General features: G+C 58.5%; 18 protein-coding genes and 1 pseudogene. 16 read left to right on the top strand and 3 right to left on the bottom strand.

Annotated elements, in window-relative coordinates; all coding sequences use genetic code 11:
• From fliH to flhB, 15 genes are all read left to right on the top strand, one after another.
• Positions 1 to 807 (top strand): flagellar assembly protein FliH, encoded by an 807-nt coding sequence (fliH, locus tag F2P67_RS19095; protein WP_166222434.1) that lies wholly within the window; start codon positions 1 to 3, stop codon positions 805 to 807.
• Positions 797 to 2155 carry a flagellar protein export ATPase FliI gene (gene fliI / locus F2P67_RS19090; RefSeq protein ID WP_166222432.1) on the top strand — a complete coding sequence of 453 codons (1359 nt, stop codon included), beginning with the start codon at positions 797 to 799 and terminating at the stop codon, positions 2153 to 2155. The genes fliH and fliI overlap by 11 nt, the downstream gene beginning before the upstream one ends.
• Positions 2156 to 2161: 6 nt before the next feature.
• On the top strand, positions 2162 to 2611 hold the full coding sequence (gene fliJ, locus F2P67_RS19085; protein ID WP_166222430.1) for a flagellar export protein FliJ: 450 nt from the start codon (positions 2162 to 2164) through the stop codon (positions 2609 to 2611).
• A gap of 232 nt (positions 2612 to 2843) precedes the next feature.
• On the top strand, positions 2844 to 3149 hold the full coding sequence (locus F2P67_RS19080; protein ID WP_166222428.1) for an STAS domain-containing protein: 306 nt from the start codon (positions 2844 to 2846) through the stop codon (positions 3147 to 3149).
• A 5-nt stretch (positions 3150 to 3154) separates the two neighbouring features.
• Entirely contained in the window at positions 3155 to 4858 is a 1704-nt protein-coding gene (locus F2P67_RS19075) for an ATP-binding SpoIIE family protein phosphatase (RefSeq protein WP_166222427.1), read from the top strand.
• A gap of 31 nt (positions 4859 to 4889) precedes the next feature.
• On the top strand, positions 4890 to 5237 hold the full coding sequence (locus tag F2P67_RS19070; RefSeq protein WP_166222426.1) for an Hpt domain-containing protein: 348 nt from the start codon (positions 4890 to 4892) through the stop codon (positions 5235 to 5237).
• Between the two features lie 105 nt (positions 5238 to 5342).
• Complete coding sequence (locus F2P67_RS19065; protein ID WP_166222425.1) at positions 5343 to 6713, top strand: flagellar hook-length control protein FliK; 1371 nt, start codon at positions 5343 to 5345, stop codon at positions 6711 to 6713.
• Between the two features lie 298 nt (positions 6714 to 7011).
• Positions 7012 to 7515 (top strand): flagellar basal body-associated protein FliL, encoded by a 504-nt coding sequence (gene fliL, locus F2P67_RS19060; protein WP_166222424.1) that lies wholly within the window; start codon positions 7012 to 7014, stop codon positions 7513 to 7515.
• Between the two features lie 9 nt (positions 7516 to 7524).
• Positions 7525 to 8493 carry a flagellar motor switch protein FliM gene (fliM, locus tag F2P67_RS19055; RefSeq protein WP_003222890.1) on the top strand — a complete coding sequence of 323 codons (969 nt, stop codon included), beginning with the start codon at positions 7525 to 7527 and terminating at the stop codon, positions 8491 to 8493.
• Between the two features lie 56 nt (positions 8494 to 8549).
• A complete protein-coding gene (fliN, locus tag F2P67_RS19050; protein WP_025111935.1) occupies positions 8550 to 9005 on the top strand; it encodes a flagellar motor switch protein FliN in 456 nt (151 codons plus the stop codon).
• Positions 9006 to 9452: a flagellar biosynthetic protein FliO gene (gene fliO / locus F2P67_RS19045; RefSeq protein ID WP_166222422.1), complete on the top strand. Its 447-nt coding sequence runs from the start codon at positions 9006 to 9008 to the stop codon at positions 9450 to 9452.
• Positions 9452 to 10210: a flagellar type III secretion system pore protein FliP gene (fliP, locus tag F2P67_RS19040; RefSeq protein WP_166222421.1), complete on the top strand. Its 759-nt coding sequence runs from the start codon at positions 9452 to 9454 to the stop codon at positions 10208 to 10210. The genes fliO and fliP overlap by 1 nt, the downstream gene beginning before the upstream one ends.
• Positions 10207 to 10476 carry a flagellar biosynthesis protein FliQ gene (gene fliQ / locus F2P67_RS19035; protein WP_008077662.1) on the top strand — a complete coding sequence of 90 codons (270 nt, stop codon included), beginning with the start codon at positions 10207 to 10209 and terminating at the stop codon, positions 10474 to 10476. Before fliP ends, fliQ begins: the two co-directional genes overlap by 4 nt.
• A gap of 3 nt (positions 10477 to 10479) precedes the next feature.
• Positions 10480 to 11265 (top strand): flagellar biosynthetic protein FliR, encoded by a 786-nt coding sequence (gene fliR / locus F2P67_RS19030; RefSeq protein ID WP_166222420.1) that lies wholly within the window; start codon positions 10480 to 10482, stop codon positions 11263 to 11265.
• A gap of 3 nt (positions 11266 to 11268) precedes the next feature.
• Positions 11269 to 12408, top strand: a complete 1140-nt coding sequence (flhB, locus tag F2P67_RS19025) for a flagellar biosynthesis protein FlhB (protein ID WP_166222419.1) — start codon at positions 11269 to 11271, stop codon at positions 12406 to 12408.
• Here flhB and F2P67_RS19020 read toward each other — a convergent pair whose 3' ends face one another.
• Both F2P67_RS19020 and F2P67_RS19015 read right to left on the bottom strand, forming a co-directional pair.
• Positions 12409 to 13800, bottom strand: a complete 1392-nt coding sequence (locus tag F2P67_RS19020; protein WP_166222417.1) for a putative mucin/carbohydrate-binding domain-containing protein — start codon at positions 13798 to 13800, stop codon at positions 12409 to 12411.
• A 69-nt stretch (positions 13801 to 13869) separates the two neighbouring features.
• The gene (locus F2P67_RS19015) at positions 13870 to 14964 is read right to left on the bottom strand and encodes a M60 family metallopeptidase (protein WP_166222415.1); all 1095 of its coding nucleotides are present in this window, start codon (positions 14962 to 14964) and stop codon (positions 13870 to 13872) included.
• 279 nt (positions 14965 to 15243) lie between these two features.
• On the opposite strand from F2P67_RS19015, the pseudogene F2P67_RS19010 reads away from it, so the two are divergent.
• Positions 15244 to 15582, top strand: a pseudogene (locus tag F2P67_RS19010) (EscU/YscU/HrcU family type III secretion system export apparatus switch protein); the annotation flags it as partial.
• Between the two features lie 90 nt (positions 15583 to 15672).
• Here F2P67_RS19010 and F2P67_RS19005 read toward each other — a convergent pair.
• Positions 15673 to 16029, bottom strand: a complete 357-nt coding sequence (locus F2P67_RS19005) for a DUF6124 family protein (protein WP_166222413.1) — start codon at positions 16027 to 16029, stop codon at positions 15673 to 15675.
• Positions 16030 to 16115 lie beyond the last annotated feature (86 nt).

Here is a 16115-nt window from a genome sequence, read left to right as displayed (position 1 = left end):
ATGGATAAGCACGATGACGATGTGACGGATCTGATCCGTGCCCGGGATGTCCGTGGTTTCGAATCCTGGGCGATGCCCAGCTTCGATCCGCCGGCCCCTGAACCCGAGCCGGAACCGGAACCCGAACCGCCGGAAATGGAAGAAGTGCCGCTGGAAGAAGTCCAGCCACTGACCCTCGAAGAACTCGAAAGCATCCGTCAGGAGGCCTACAACGAGGGTTTCGCCATCGGCGAAAAAGAAGGTTTTCATAGCACCACGCTGAAGGTGCGTCAGGAAGCCGAAGTGGCGCTGGCGGCGAAAATCGCCAGCCTCGAGCAATTGATGGCCCACCTGTTCGAACCGATTGCCGAACAAGACACGCAGATTGAAAAGTCGCTGGTCGACCTCGTTCAGCACATCACCAGGCAAGTGATCAAGCGCGAGCTGGCCATCGATTCGACGCAGATCGAACACGTCATGCGCGACGCCCTCAAGCTGTTGCCGCTGGGCGTGGAGAACGTGCGACTGTACGTCAATCCGCAGGATTTCGCTCAGGTCAAAGCCCTGCGCGAACGTCATGAGGAAACCTGGCGCATCGTCGAAGACGACTCGCTGTTGCCGGGCGGTTGCCGGGTTGAAACCGAGCACAGCCGCATCGACGCCAGTATCGAGTCGCGTGTCAGTCAGGTCATGGCCAAACTGTTCGATCAGTTGCACGAACAGGCCCTGCATCCGGCGGCAGCGGACCTGAGCCTGGAAATCCCCGAAGACGCCAAACCGGCCGTCGCCGCTGACGAGTCGCTCGCGGACAATCCCGATGCGCCTTGAACGCACCAGTTTCGCCAAACGCCTGAGCACCTACGCCGAGGCCACCGAAATTGCCGGGGCGCCGATTCTCGAAGGTCGCCTGCTGCGCATGGTCGGCCTCACGCTGGAAGCCGAAGGTCTGCGCGCCGCCATGGGCACGCGCTGCCTGGTGATCAACGACGACAGTTACCATCCTTCGCAGGTCGAAGCCGAGGTCATGGGTTTCTCCGGCAGTAAAGTCTTTCTGATGCCGGTCGGCAGTGTCGCCGGCATCGCCCCGGGCGCCCGCGTGGTGCCGCTGGCGGACACCGGTCGCCTGCCGATGGGCATGAGCATGCTCGGTCGCGTGCTCGATGGCGCCGGACGTGCGCTGGACGGCAAGGGCGGCATGAAGGCCGAAGACTGGGTGCCGATGGATGGCCCGACGATCAACCCGCTCAACCGTGATCCGATCAGCGTGCCGCTGGACGTCGGCATCCGTTGTATCAACGGTTTGTTGACGGTCGGTCGCGGCCAGCGTCTCGGTCTGTTCGCCGGTACGGGTGTCGGTAAATCCGTGCTGCTGGGGATGATGACGCGCTTCACCGAGGCCGACATTATCGTCGTCGGCCTGATCGGTGAGCGGGGTCGTGAAGTTAAAGAATTCATCGAGCACATCCTCGGTGAAGAAGGCCTCAAACGTTCAGTGGTCGTTGCCTCGCCAGCGGACGATGCGCCGCTGATGCGTTTGCGCGCAGCGATGTACTGCACGCGCATTGCCGAGTATTTCCGCGACAAGGGCAAGAACGTTCTGTTGCTCATGGATTCGCTGACCCGTTTCGCCCAGGCTCAGCGGGAAATTGCCCTGGCCATTGGCGAGCCGCCGGCGACCAAGGGTTATCCGCCGTCGGTGTTCGCCAAACTGCCGAAACTGGTCGAGCGTGCCGGTAACGCCGAGAAGGGCGGGGGGTCGATCACCGCGTTCTACACCGTGTTGTCCGAGGGTGACGACCAGCAGGATCCGATTGCCGACTCGGCGCGGGGTGTGCTCGACGGTCACATCGTGTTGTCGCGACGGCTGGCCGAGGAAGGTCACTATCCGGCCATCGACATCGAGGCCTCCATCAGCCGGGTGATGCCGTCGGTGGTGGGCATCAAACACCTCAACCATGCACAGATGTTCAAGCAGTACTGGTCGCGTTATCAGCAGAGTCGCGACTTGATCAGCGTCGGCGCCTATGTGGCGGGTGGTGACCGGGAAACTGACACCGCGATCAATCTGCAACCGACGATGTCGATGTACCTGCGTCAGGGCTTGAACGACAACATAAACATGGGCGCCAGTGCCAATCAGTTGGCCTCGATTTTCGCCCCGGCTCCCGGCGGTTAACCGGCCATGGCCCTGAGTCGAGCTGCGCGTCTGGCACCGGTGGTGGACATGGCCGAGAAGGCCGAGAAAACCGCCGTGCAGCGCCTGGGCTATTTCCAGGGGCAGGTGAAGGTAGCCGAAAGCAAACTCGCCGACCTTGATGCCTTTCGTCTCGATTATCAGGAGCAGTGGGTCGTGCGCGGCAGCGACGGCGTGTCTGGCCAGTGGCTGCTCGGTTACCACGGCTTTCTCGCGCAACTCGACACCGCCATCGACCAGCAGCGCCAGAGCCTGGTCTGGCACCAGAACAATCTGGAAAAGGCCCGGGACGCCTGGCAACAGGCGTTCGCCCGGGTCGAAGGCTTGCGCAAACTGGTGCAGCGTTACCGTGAAGAGGCGCAACGCCTCGAAGACAAGCGTGAGCAGAAGCTGCTGGACGAGTTGTCCCAGCGCTTGCCGCGCCATCAGTCTTTTTAAAACAGCGCCACAATCGCTGTGGGAGGGAGCTTGCTCCCGAATGCGGTGGATGATTCGATGCTGATGTAGGCTGACACGACGCCTTCAAGAGCAAGCCCCCTCCCACCGTGTCAGCGTCGTTCACTCTATACGGCCGCGCCCCACCTGCATGTGATCTTGCTTCGCGCCTTGCCCCAAGCCTTTCCAGGTGCTAAACCTTGTACACGTTCGTCAATGACAAGGAAGCCAGTCAATGTCAGTCGTTACAGAAGTCTCCCCGGATGGGCAAAAGCTGACGATCTCGGTCAAGGGTCGATTCGATTTTGGTCGTCATCAGGAATTTCGCGAGTCCTATGAGCGGCTCAACAAGAAGCCCGAATCCATCGTGGTCGACCTGAAAGAGGCGACTTATCTCGACAGCTCTGCGCTGGGTATGCTGCTCCTGCTGCGGGATCACGCCGGCGGCGACGATTCCGATGTGCGGGTCGTCAACAGCAGCTCCGACGTGCGCAAGATCCTCGCCATTTCCAACTTCGACAAACTGTTCGACATCAGTTGACAGCCATGCAGGCGCAAGAGCCGCTGACGATTCTGATTGCCGAGGACAGCGCCGCCGACCGCTTATTGCTGTCGACTATTGTGCGTCGCCAGGGCCATGACGTCCTGACCGCCGCCAACGGTGCCGAAGCGGTCGAGGTGTTCCGTCAGCAGCAACCGCATCTGGTACTGATGGATGCGATGATGCCGGTGATGGACGGCTTTCAGGCCGCGCAGCGGATCAAGGCGCTGGCGGGGGAAACCCTGGTGCCGATCATCTTCCTCACTTCGCTGACCGAAAGCGAAGCGCTGGCCCGGTGTCTGGAGGCTGGCGGCGACGATTTTCTGGCGAAGCCATACAACCAGGTGATCCTCGCCGCCAAAATCAAGGCGATGGATCGCTTGCGTCGTCTGCAAGACACGGTATTGCAGCAACGCGACCTGATCGCCAAACATCACGATTATCTGCTCAACGAACAACGTGTCGCCAAAGCCGTGTTCGACAAAGTGGCCCACTCCGGCTGCCTGAATGCGGCGAACATCCGTTACCTGCAATCGCCCTATGCCTTGTTCAATGGTGACCTGTTGCTGGCGTCCTATACGCCGGCCGGCGACATGCATGTGTTGCTCGGTGACTTTACCGGCCACGGTCTGCCAGCGGCGGTCGGGGCAATGCCGTTGGCCGAAGTGTTCTACGGCATGACCGCCAAGGGTTATGGCCTGGCCGAAACCCTGCGCGAGATGAACGCCAAGCTCAAACGGATTCTGCCGGTGGACATGTTCTGCTGCGCGACGCTGTTGTGCCTGAGCTTTCAGCGGCGTTCGGTGGAGGTGTGGAACGGTGGCATGCCCGACGGTTACCTGCATCGCATTGCCACTGGCGAGCGCGAACCGCTGGCCGCGCGGCATCTGCCACTGGGCGTGCTCAGCCCGCAGGCTTTCGATGACCGCACTGAAGTGCATTCGATGGCCGTGGGTGATCGGGTCTTTCTGTTGTCCGACGGCGTGATCGATACCAGCGATGCCAATGACCAGTTGTTCGGTGTCGAGCGTTTGCAGCGGGTATTCGCTGCTAACCGGGAGCCTGACCGGCTGTTCGAGGACATCGAACAGGCGCTGCGTGATTTTCGCGGCGAGGCGCGTGATGACGTGAGCATGGTCGAGGTCAGTCTGCCCGAACCTGCGCAGGTCAGTCTGTCACCGCCGGTGTACTCCGACAGCGGCCAGTCATGCCCGCTCGATTGGTCGGTGAGTTTCGAGTTTCGCGGCGCCACGCTCAAACGTTTCAATCCGTTGCCGTATCTGTTGCAACTGCTGCTCGAAGTGCATGGCTTGCGCACGCAAAGTGGCGCGCTGTACAGCGTGCTCGCCGAGCTGTATTCCAATGCGCTGGAACACGGCGTGCTGGGGCTGGATTCCAGTCTCAAGCGCGATGCCTCGGGATTCGCCCGCTATTATGAGCAGCGCAACACGCGGCTCGAGGCGCTGCAGGACGGTTACGTTCGCGTGCACTTGCAAGTCAGGCCGGTCGCGGGCGGCGGTTGCCTGCAGATTCGGGTTGAGGACAGTGGCAAGGGTTTCGACGTGGCGCGGGTGATGGAGCGGCCGTTGGACGGTGTCCGTCTGTCGGGGCGTGGTGTCAGCCTGGTCCGGCAATTGGGGCGCAATGCGAGTTGGGCGGACGAGGGTCGTAGTGCCTGCGTGGAGTTTTTCTGGGAGGTTCAGGCATAATCCGCGCAATTCTTGATCAAGGAGTGAGCAAGTGGCTGATACACATGTGGACCACGAGGCGCTAAGCGCGCTGCGGGAAGTGATGGAAGACAGCTATCCGGAACTGCTGGATACCTTCCTCGCTGATTCCGAAAATCGCCTGCGCGAGTTGCAGCAGACTGCTGATGCCGATGCATTGTCTTCCGTTGCGCACAGCTTCAAGGGCAGCAGCAGCAACATGGGCGCGACCCGTCTTGCGGTGCTGTGCCAAGAGCTGGAACAGCATGCCAAAGACAAAAGCCCTTCTGAAATCATCAAGTTGGTCGCCGATATCCATAACGAATTCGCCGACGTGCGGCCCGTTTATGTCGCCGAGCGACAGCGCTCGCTGACGCACTGATCCTGCCGCCGGGCGGTTTTGTCGGAGCTCTGGCAAAATTGGCCCGGCACTTGCAGTCATCTCCCGCAACTGTACCTACGATTCCAGTGCAGCGGAGACCGTTTCATGCCTGCGACCCCCAACATTCTTCTTCAGACCGCCGCTCAGGCCAAGGCGCAAGCCGCCTCTGCCAAAACGTCGGCCGTGGCCGCAGACGCCGGGGACAAGGCCTCAAGCTTCGCTCAGGTGTTCGCCGATCAAGGCCCGGCCAAGCCTGCCGCCGCCACAGATAACGCGGTAAAACCGGCACGCGACAAGGCATCGGACAACAGCGGCAAAAAGGATCTTGGCAAGGATCAGTCTGCCGCCCCGGAACCGGCGGTTGCCGATAGCGGCAAAACGTTGCCTGCCGACAAGCCGGTGGCTGCCGACGACAAAGCGGCCAGCGACGATGACACCCCGGATTCCACGCAAACCCCCGTGGCCGATGCCGCTCCGGTGGACCCGACGCTCGACCCGGCCCTGGCGCAGGTCGTTCAGCCGTCGGTGACGCCGCCCGTCGCGCCAACTCCGGTCGTCGCGACGCCGACACAACCACAGCCCGAAACGCCAGCCGTTGCAGTATTGCCAGCCGTGGTCAAAGAGCCTGCGGCCGCCGCCGACAGCGCTTTCGACCCCGAAGCCGATCCGCTCGACGCCTTGCCCGCAGTGCGCATGGCGATGGAGCAGGGCGGGCACATTTCCGCTGCCAGTCAGGCGCAGCCGAAAGCTTCGCCTGCGCAGGCCCAAGCCGACGGTGAATTGACCTCGGCGCAAAACTTTGCCGCTGGCATGGCGAGCATGCTCGACGTGCAGGCCGACAAGGACAGTACCAGCCAGGGTGGCGACAAGGCGTTCAGCGGCCTGATCGATGACGGCCTCAAAGACCTCAAGTCCGCCACCAGCGATACCCGCGTCGATGACTTCGCCAACCGTCTGGCGGCGCTGACTCAGGCCGCAACGCCGAAGACCGCGAATGCCTTGCCGGTCAACCAGCCAATCGCCATGCATCAGAACGGCTGGACAGAAGAAGTGGTCAACCGTGTGATGTACCTGTCCAGCGCCAATCTGAAGGCGGCGGACATTCAGTTGCAGCCGGCAGAGCTCGGTCGTCTGGATATTCGCGTGAACATGGTGCCGGATCAGCAGACCCAGGTAACGTTCATGAGCGCGCACCCGAGTGTGCGTGAAGCGCTCGACGGCCAGATGCATCGCCTGCGCGAGATGTTCACGCAGCAGGGCATGGGCCAGGTCGACGTCAATGTGTCCGACCAGAACCGTGGCTGGCAGGGCCAGCAAGGTCAGGAGCAGGCGCAGCAGGGGCAGGGCGGTCGCACCAGTGCTGCCGGCGGTCGCCTGGACTCGGCTGAAGAAGAGCTGAAGCCTGCGACGGCGGCTGAAGCCGCGGCTCAGACTACCCATGTCATTGGCTCCAGCGCCGTCGACTATTACGCCTGATCAAATCAAGAGCCCCTCACCCTAGCCCTCTCCCAAGGGGAGAGGGGACTGATCGGGGGATGCCCTCGAAGTACGCCGACCTGATACTTCGGCTGTGAATCCATCATCGACTCGGTCTTTCAGGTCGATGTTTGACGTCTGACACCTCGGTCGGCTCCCTCTCCCTCCGGGAGAGGGCTGGGGTGAGGGCAGCCTTTGACTTTAGCGTTGTCTCCACCACCTCCGACACTTCTGGCATAACACTTGCTCTTGCCTTGCCGTGCGACTGTGAAAACCCGATTAGTGACGGATTATTGGCATGGCGAAGAGCGAAACAGCAGCAGTGAAAGACCCCGCAACCAAAGGCAAACTCAAGCTGATCATTGTGATCGTGCTGGCGTTGCTGCTGGCCATTGGCGCGTCCGTGGGGGCGACCTGGTTCTTCATGCACAGCGCTCAGAGCAAGCCTGCCGAAGCCGCCGAGGCTGCGCCGCTGGGCAAACAGCCGGCGATTTTCGAGCCGATGGCGCCGGCGTTTGTCGCCAACTATAACCAGAACGGTCGTCAACGCTACATGCAGGTGAGCATCACCATGCTTGGCCGCAATCAAGCCGATCTGGAAGCGCTCAAAGTGCACATGCCGGTGATCCGCAACAACCTGGTCATGCTGTTCTCCGGTCAGGATTTCGCCACGCTGGCGACCCCGGTCGGGCAAGAGATGTTGCGCCAGAAGGCCACAGCGAGCGTCCAGGAAGTGGCGCAGAAAGAGCTGGGCAAAGTGGTGATCGAACAGTTGCTTTTCACTAATTTCGTACTGCAGTAGGAACACGACATGGCCGTGCAGGATCTGCTGTCCCAGGATGAAATCGACGCGCTGTTGCATGGCGTCGACGATGGTCTGGTACAGACCGATAACGCTGCCGAACCCGGCAGTGTCAAAAGCTACGACCTGACCAGCCAGGATCGCATCGTCCGTGGACGCATGCCGACTCTTGAGATGATCAACGAGCGTTTTGCCCGTTACACCCGCATCAGCATGTTCAACATGTTGCGCCGCTCGGCGGACGTTGCCGTCGGTGGCGTACAGGTGATGAAGTTCGGCGAATACGTGCACTCGCTGTACGTGCCGACCAGCCTCAACCTGGTCAAGATCAAACCCCTGCGCGGCACCGCGCTGTTCATCCTCGACGCCAAACTGGTGTTCAAACTGGTGGACAATTTCTTCGGCGGCGACGGTCGTCACGCGAAGATCGAAGGGCGTGAATTCACCCCGACCGAACTGCGCGTGGTGCGCATGGTGCTGGAGCAGGCCTTCGTCGATCTGAAGGAAGCCTGGCAGGCGATCATGGAAGTCAATTTCGAGTACATCAACTCGGAGGTGAACCCGGCCATGGCCAACATCGTCGGCCCGAGCGAAGCGATTGTGGTCTCCACGTTCCACATCGAACTCGACGGCGGTGGCGGCGACCTGCACGTGACCATGCCGTACTCGATGATCGAGCCGGTGCGCGAAATGCTCGACGCCGGTTTCCAGTCGGACCTCGACGATCAGGACGAGCGCTGGGTCAACGCCCTGCGTCAGGACGTGCTCGATGTCGACGTGCCGATCGGCGCCACGGTTGCCCGCCGCCAGTTGAAGCTGCGCGACATCCTGCACATGCAGCCGGGGGATGTGATCCCGGTGGAAATGCCGGAAGACATGATCATGCGCGCCAACGGCGTACCGGCCTTCAAGGTCAAGATGGGCTCGCACAAAGGCAACCTCGCGTTGCAGGTGATCGAGCCGATCGAGCGTCGCTGAAGCGGCGCTCTCACCCCCACGCATTTAACTGAATTGTTGCCCGCCGAGGACAAATGATGAACGACGATATGAACGCCCAGGACGATCAGGCTCTGGCTGACGAGTGGGCTGCGGCTCTTGAAGAAACCGGTGACGGCCAGGCTGACATCGACGCACTGCTGGCCGCCGACGCCGGCGCTGCCAGCTCCAACCGTCTGCCGATGGAAGAATTCGGCAGCGTGCCGAAGAACAACGATCCGGTGACCCTGGACGGCCCGAACCTGGACGTGATCCTCGATATCCCGGTGTCGATCTCGATGGAAGTGGGCAGCACCGACATCAACATCCGCAACCTGCTGCAGCTGAACCAGGGTTCGGTGATCGAGCTCGATCGTCTGGCCGGTGAGCCGCTGGACGTATTGGTCAACGGCACGCTGATCGCCCACGGCGAAGTGGTCGTGGTCAACGAAAAGTTCGGCATCCGCCTGACTGACGTGATCAGCCCAAGCGAACGCATCAAGAAGCTGCGCTGAGTGAAAAGGCTTTTGTGGGCGTTGCTGGCGCTGCCCTTGAGCGTGCTGGCAGCCGAGCCGGCAACCACTGCCGCCACCGCTGCGGCGCCCGTCGTCAGCAGCGGCGTGGCCGGGCAATTGACGCAACTGGTGTTTGGTCTGTTGCTGGTGCTGGGTTTGATCTTCTTCCTCGCCTGGCTGTTGCGACGTGTGCAGCAGGCCGGGCCGGCGGGTAAGGGGCAGGTGATCGAGCTGATCGGTTCGCGCGCGCTCGGCCCGCGTGACCGGTTGATGCTGGTGCAAGTCGGCAACGAGCAGATTCTGCTCGGTCTGAGTCCAGGCACCATTACGGCGCTGCACGTGCTCAAAGAGCCGGTGCCGATGCCGGCAACAACTGAAAAAGCGACCCCGGAGTTTGCCCAGCATTTGTTGAAGATGCTCGGCAAGGATCAAAAGGATAAGAAGTAATGGGCGCTTTGCGCATCGTCTTGACCCTGGCCTTGATGCTGGTCGCGCCGCTGGCGCTGGCCGCAGATCCGTTGTCGATTCCGGCGATCACACTTGGCACCAACGCCGACGGCGCGCAGGAATACTCGGTCAGCCTGCAGATCCTGCTGATCATGACGGCGCTGAGTTTCATTCCGGCGTTCGTCATGCTGATGACCAGTTTCACCCGGATCATCATCGTCTTCTCGATTCTGCGTCAGGCTCTCGGCCTGCAGCAGACGCCGTCGAACCAGATCCTCACCGGCATGGCGCTGTTCCTCACGATGTTCATCATGGCGCCGGTGTTCGACCGGGTGAACAACGATGCGTTGCAGCCCTATCTGGCGGAAAAACTCACCGCGCAGCAAGCGGTGGAAAAGGCGCAGGTGCCGATCAAGGACTTCATGCTCGCGCAGACCCGCTCCAGCGACCTTGAGCTGTTCATGCGTCTGTCCAAGCGCACCGATATCGCGACGCCGGATCAGGCGCCGCTGACCATTCTGGTGCCGGCGTTTGTCACCTCCGAACTGAAGACCGCGTTCCAGATCGGCTTCATGATCTTCATTCCGTTCCTGATCATCGACCTGGTCGTCGCCAGCGTGCTGATGGCCATGGGTATGATGATGCTCTCGCCGCTGATCATTTCGCTGCCGTTCAAGATCATGCTGTTCGTGCTGGTCGATGGCTGGGCGTTGATCATCGGCACGCTGGCAAGCAGCTTCGGCGGTGTCTCGCCATGACGCCAGAAGTTGCGGTCGACATCTTCCGCGAAGCCTTGTGGCTGACCACCATGATGGTCGCGGTGCTGGTGATTCCAAGTCTGCTGGTCGGCCTGCTGGTGGCGATGTTCCAGGCCGCCACACAGATCAACGAACAGACCCTGAGCTTCCTGCCGCGTCTGCTGGTGATGCTGGTGACGTTGATCGTTGCCGGCCCGTGGCTGGTGCAGACCTTCATGGAATACATCATTCAGCTGTACCACAACATTCCGATGGTCATTGGCTAAGCCATGCAATCGCTGCTTCAGCTGACCGACACCCAGATCAGTACCTGGGTGGCGACTTTCATGTTGCCGCTGTTTCGCGTCGGCGCGGTGCTGATGGTCATGCCGGTGTTCGGCACGACGCTGGTGCCCAAGCGCATCCGTCTGTATTTCGCCTTGGCAATCACCGTGGTGATTTCGCCCAATCTGCCGCCGATGCCGGCGGTCAATGCGCTGGATCTGAGTGGTTTGCTGCTGATTGCCGAGCAGATTCTGATCGGCGCGATTCTCGGTTTTTCCCTGCAGCTGTTCTTCCAGGCCTTCGTGGTGGCGGGGCAGATCGTCGCGATTCAGATGGGCATGGGCTTCGCCTCGATGGTTGACCCCACCAACGGCGTTTCGGTGGCGGTGATCGGGCAGTTCTTCACCATGCTGGTGACCTTGCTGTTCCTGTCGATGAACGGCCATCTGGTGGTTTTCGAAGTCCTCACCGAAAGCTTTACCACGTTGCCGGTCGGCAGCGGTTTGATGACGGCGCATTATTGGGAGCTGGCCGGCAAGCTCGGTTGGGTGCTCGGTGCGGCTCTGCTGCTGGTGTTACCGGCAATCACTGCGTTGCTGGTGGTCAACATCGCCTTCGGTGTAATGACCCGGGCAGCACCGCAACTGAACATTTTCTCCATCGGTTTTCCGCTGACCCTGGTGCTGGGCCTGTTCATTGTCTGGGTCGGTCTGGCGGACATTCTCAATCAGTATCAACCGCTGGCCGCCGAGGCCTTGCAGTTTTTACGCGAACTGGCACGGGCGCGCTGAGTCATGGCTGAGAGCGAAAGCGGTCAGGACAAAACAGAAGACCCCACGGAGAAACGTAAAAAGGATTCCCGTGAGAAGGGCGAGGTCGCGCGCTCCAAAGAGCTCAACACGCTGGCGGTGATGCTCGCCGGCGCCGGTGGCCTGTTGGTGTTTGGCGGCATGCTCGCGCAAGACCTTTTGGAGTTGATGCGCATGAACTTCACGCTCACGCGTGAAGTGATCATGGACGAGCGCTCCATGGGCACCTTCCTGATGCATTCCGGCAAGATCGCTTTGGTGGCGATTCAGCCGGTGATGATCACCTTGTTGTTGGCCGCGCTGCTGGGGCCGATTGCTCTCGGTGGCTGGTTGTTCGCCGCAGGTTCCATGGCGCCCAAGTTCAGCCGGATGAACCCGGGCGCAGGCCTCAAGCGCATGTTTTCGATGAAGGCCATCGTCGAACTGCTCAAGGCACTGGCCAAGTTTTTCATCGTGCTGGCGGTGGCGCTGGTGGTGCTGGCGTCAGACGTCGATGACCTGCTGCGCATCGCTCACGAACCGCTCGATCAGGCGATTATTCACAGTGTGTTGCTGGTCGGCTGGAGCACGCTGTGGATGGCCTGCGGTTTGATCCTGATTGCTGCGGTGGACGTACCGGTGCAGATTTGGGAGAGCATGAAAAAGCTCAAGATGACCAAGCAGGAAGTGCGCGACGAGCACAAGGATCAGGAAGGTCGGCCGGAGGTCAAACAGCGCATTCGTCAGGTTCAGCGCGAGATGTCGCAGCGCCGGATGATGGCGGCGATTCCCGACGCCGACGTGGTCATCACCAACCCGACCCACTACGCCGTGGCGCTCAAGTACGACGCCGACAAGGGCGGCGCACCGTTGCTGCTGGCCAAGGGCAGCGACTTCCTGGCGCTGAAGATCCGCGAAATCGCCGTCGCCAACAACGTCATACTGCTGGAGTCACCGGCGCTGGCGCGTTCGATCTATTACTCCACTGAACTGGATGAAGAAATCCCGGGCGGGCTGTACCTGGCGGTCGCTCAGGTACTGGCCTACGTCTACCAGATCCGCCAGCACCGCGCGGGCAAGGGCAAACGCCCGGATCCGCTGAAGGACGACCTGCCGATTCCGCCGGATTTGCGGCGGGATTCGTGATCAATCCAGTGAAGGCATCATCAGCGCCAACTGGTTGTCTGCCTGTACACGCAATACCTGGATCTGATTGACAGGTATTAACTTTTTGGTTTGCGTGTCAGTCAGCAATGATCGAGAAGGCTCCAAGTGCAGGATCCTGATTTCATCGCCTGGTCTAAAAGGCAATGAAGCCGAGTAGTCTTCGCAGAGTACGTTTCCGCGATATTCCTGGCAGAGACGGATAGTGCCTTCTTTAGTGACCACCCACAGAGCCAGGTAAATGCTGTTGAAGTAACCATGCGGTTTTTGCCGGTATGCTCTGACGTCAATTTTTTGCAGTGTCAGATCGATATCGATTTGCGCAATGGTGTAGCTCAAGCCTTTCAATTCCCACTTTAATTTTTGTCCGGTCAGTGCAGCAGGTTGGAGGTTGTTGAATGGATTTAATGTACTGTACTTCTCGAAAAGTTGTGTTCGGCGTGGTTCGTTAAACGTGTCAATGGCCAGGAAAATTTCATCTTTAATAGGGTGCTTATTGTAGAGGAGCTGGTGCTTCTCCTGATTGAAAGAAAAAGCGGCCTGCTCAATTTTAATTTCCAGATTGTCGCCGGTAGGTGTCGAAAGCTTTTTATTGTATAAGCCTTGTGGTGTGAGGCTTAGGTGTTGGTGTTTGGCATTGGTGTCGAGTATCAGTTTTTCACTCCGGGACATTGTTAATCGAGAGGGCTCCTCATTAAAGAGTTCCAGAGTGTAACCCGGGCCGTAAGGGATGCTGTCAGAAGACAGTTTTGTGTCGGTTCCTGGCATTTCTTTAAAAAATACGATGCGTTGATCTCGATCTTTAATTGTAATTGAAGCGAATAACCGCCCTGGGAAATAGGAGTGTGGGGCGGTGGAGGAGACATTTACATGAATGTTGCTGCGTGCGGTGTCAACTCTGATGGTTGCGAATACACCATTGAGTCCGCCCATGTTTATTTTTTGGGAAGCAAGCTCGCACCCGACCCTGTGCTCGTATTTGATCAGGGGTTGAGTGGTGGTGCCGGACTTGATTGTTACGTACGGCTTGTTGATTGAGTGCTTGCCGTTTGTTGTCGTAGGAAACTGCAGTGTGTAGGTACCAATAGGTAGTTCTGGTAGAACAGTTGTCGGCTGAGAGATGTTAATGATGTTGGACAGACTACTACCGTTTTTTAGAAGGATGTCTTGGTATTTTAGATTTTCATAAATCTCTTGGCTCAGCACCAGTTCAAGATTTCCCGTAAGCCCTGTTTGTTTCAATTCGAAGCAGTCGAACAAGGCTGTTTGGCTAGTGGTGTTCAGCAGTGTTTTTATGCTTGTAAGTCCTTCGTTGCCGACGGCTTTGTATAGTGGGACAACAGGCTTTCGGTTGGCATATTGCAGGTCTGCCATTTGAGTGGCCGACAGGGGGATGCCGGCGAGGGTTAGCAGAGGGCTGATATCAATGTTGAGCGCACGTGCTCATGCATCGGCAATGACTTCAAATGCCGGATGGTTTTCTGCTTTGAAATCAGCCCTGTTGCTGAGGATTCTGTATTGTTTATTGAACTCGGCAAGAGCAGGCTCTCTTTTGTTTTCGAATAACTGCACAAGAAAAAGGATAATCATGCCGTTGCCCCATTGGTGCAACGGCAGATCCTCGTCGTAGTTTCTCTGTAACTGATCGAATTTGGTCTGTGCTGCGCCTCCGTATAGCCAGCCTCTATTGAATACGTCTTTGCCCATGTGCTTGTTTTGATAAAGCGCTGCATAAACGTTGTTCCATGCTTCAAACAGATTCAGCGGCGAATGGCTCATGAACAGGCCTTGGTAGCCGTGGGCTATTTCATGGAGTGATCCCCAGTTGTCTGGTCGGGTATCTAGCCAGAATGCGGCGACAGATCCTGTGCCACTCTCGGCTGTATGAGTTCCGCCGTAGTAGGCGGAGCCGGGCCCTTTAATATCGGCTTTCATGAAATAACGATTGGGGGTATTACGATCAAATCCCGATGATGCTGATGGCTGGAAGCCTGCGAAGGTATTGAATAGTTCGAAGATTTCGGTGTAGTAGCTGTTGAGACTGTTCAGTCCAGCGGCGCTGTCTAGTTCTTTAAGGCGAGGTTTATCCTTGGCGGGTACGAGAAGGTCTGCGAATTTTGTTTTGATAAGGGCAAATGCAGACTGCTGATCGTCCCATTGTTTGAAAAAGGCGTGGCTGTCGGACTTCTCGTTATAGGTCGGTAACCATGTTCCATTTTTATTCAGGTGAACTTCGATGTCGATTTTTGAAGTGATGCTTGTGTAGGGTGTTCTTATAAAAGGTACTGACTCGAATGTGGTGGTGAATTCTGTAAATTGATTGCTGATGGTCAGGTAGTGTTCGGTGGTGCGGTCGTTATTCAATAATTCCAGTATCAATTTTATATCTGGCGACGGATCCGTGTGTCTGACGCGAATCAACGTCTCTGCCGGCACAATTATGCCGAGCGCTTGTTTGTCGTGATGAATGCCTTTAGTCATACCGGATTTGAGGATCCAGACGGGTTCTTCCAGGGTGTAAGCAGTAAACGTGACCATTACTGTCTCCTCCAGTGTCTTCCGTGCATTTGCTCGTTTGGAAGAGGGTACCCAGAGTGTTTGAGGTTGAGACCTGTCAGCTCTGACAGTTCTTTAGACGTCTTGGTCCGCTTTTCTACATTTCTTAGATGGGTTCTTGGCAGTCATTCTGCAGATAACCGCCAGAGAATAAGGTTCTGTCATTTTTACGGTGTTGCTGGTCGCGACATTACTGCGACTGGCGCTGAACATGGCGTCGACGCGTGGTAAATAAATACGTCCCTTTTCTTCCTTTTCTTCATCACCAACGCGGCCCACTCCGCCGTGGCGCTCAAGTACGACGCCGACAAGGGCGGCGCACCGTTGCCGCTGGCCAAGGGCAGCGACTTCCTGGCCTTGAAGATCCGCGAAGTCGCTGTCGCCAACAACGTCATGTTCCTGGAGTCACCGGCGCTGGCGCGTTCGATCTATTACTCCACTGAACTGGATGAAGAAATCCCGGGCGGGCTGTACCTGGCGGTCGCTCAGGTACTGGCCTACGTCTATCAGATCTGCCAACACCGCGCGGGCAAGGGCAAGCGCCCGGATCCGCTGAGGGACGACCTGCCGATTCCGCCGGATTTGCGCCGCGACTCCTGATTGGCATCAACATCAAGAGATAATCCAGCCCCTGCGAGATCATTGTGGCGAGGGGATAAATCCTCTCGCCACAGAGCGTCGGCGTAACGGTCAGCCAGGCAATTCCAGATTATCCAGCGCCCGATTCACCGCCAGCTCCCCCAGCATGATCAGTTGCGCGATACCCAGCAGAATCCTGCGTTGCGATGCCGGTATGAGATTGGCGAAGTCATTGGCGATGGTTCTGGCTGAGGCGAGTGTTTCGCAGGCGTTGGCCAATAGTTCTTCGCTTTTGATGCCCGAGACGACGGCGTACATCGTGCTGGGTTTGCGTGGAGGTCGGGTGTTGCCGGGGCACGGGTAGTGATCGAGGGCGCGGTCGGCGGCTTCGTGGAGCTTTTTCGAATCGATAGATTCGTAGGGGGAGGTGGGGTCGGATTCTGGCGGATTTGGCGTTGGTTTTGTCATGGTAAAGCTCCTTGAGAAATGGAGCCGTCAACCTTCGCTGCTAAACAAAGAGGTGGCGGCTTGTACGCGGGTTAGCAGACCAGGCT

It is taken from the genome of Pseudomonas atagonensis (assembly GCF_011369485.1).
GTDB classification, from domain to species: Bacteria; Pseudomonadota; Gammaproteobacteria; order Pseudomonadales; family Pseudomonadaceae; genus Aquipseudomonas; species Aquipseudomonas atagonensis.
The sequence above is the reverse complement of the archived record's forward strand: the minus strand, read 5'-3'. Positions and strand labels throughout refer to the sequence as shown.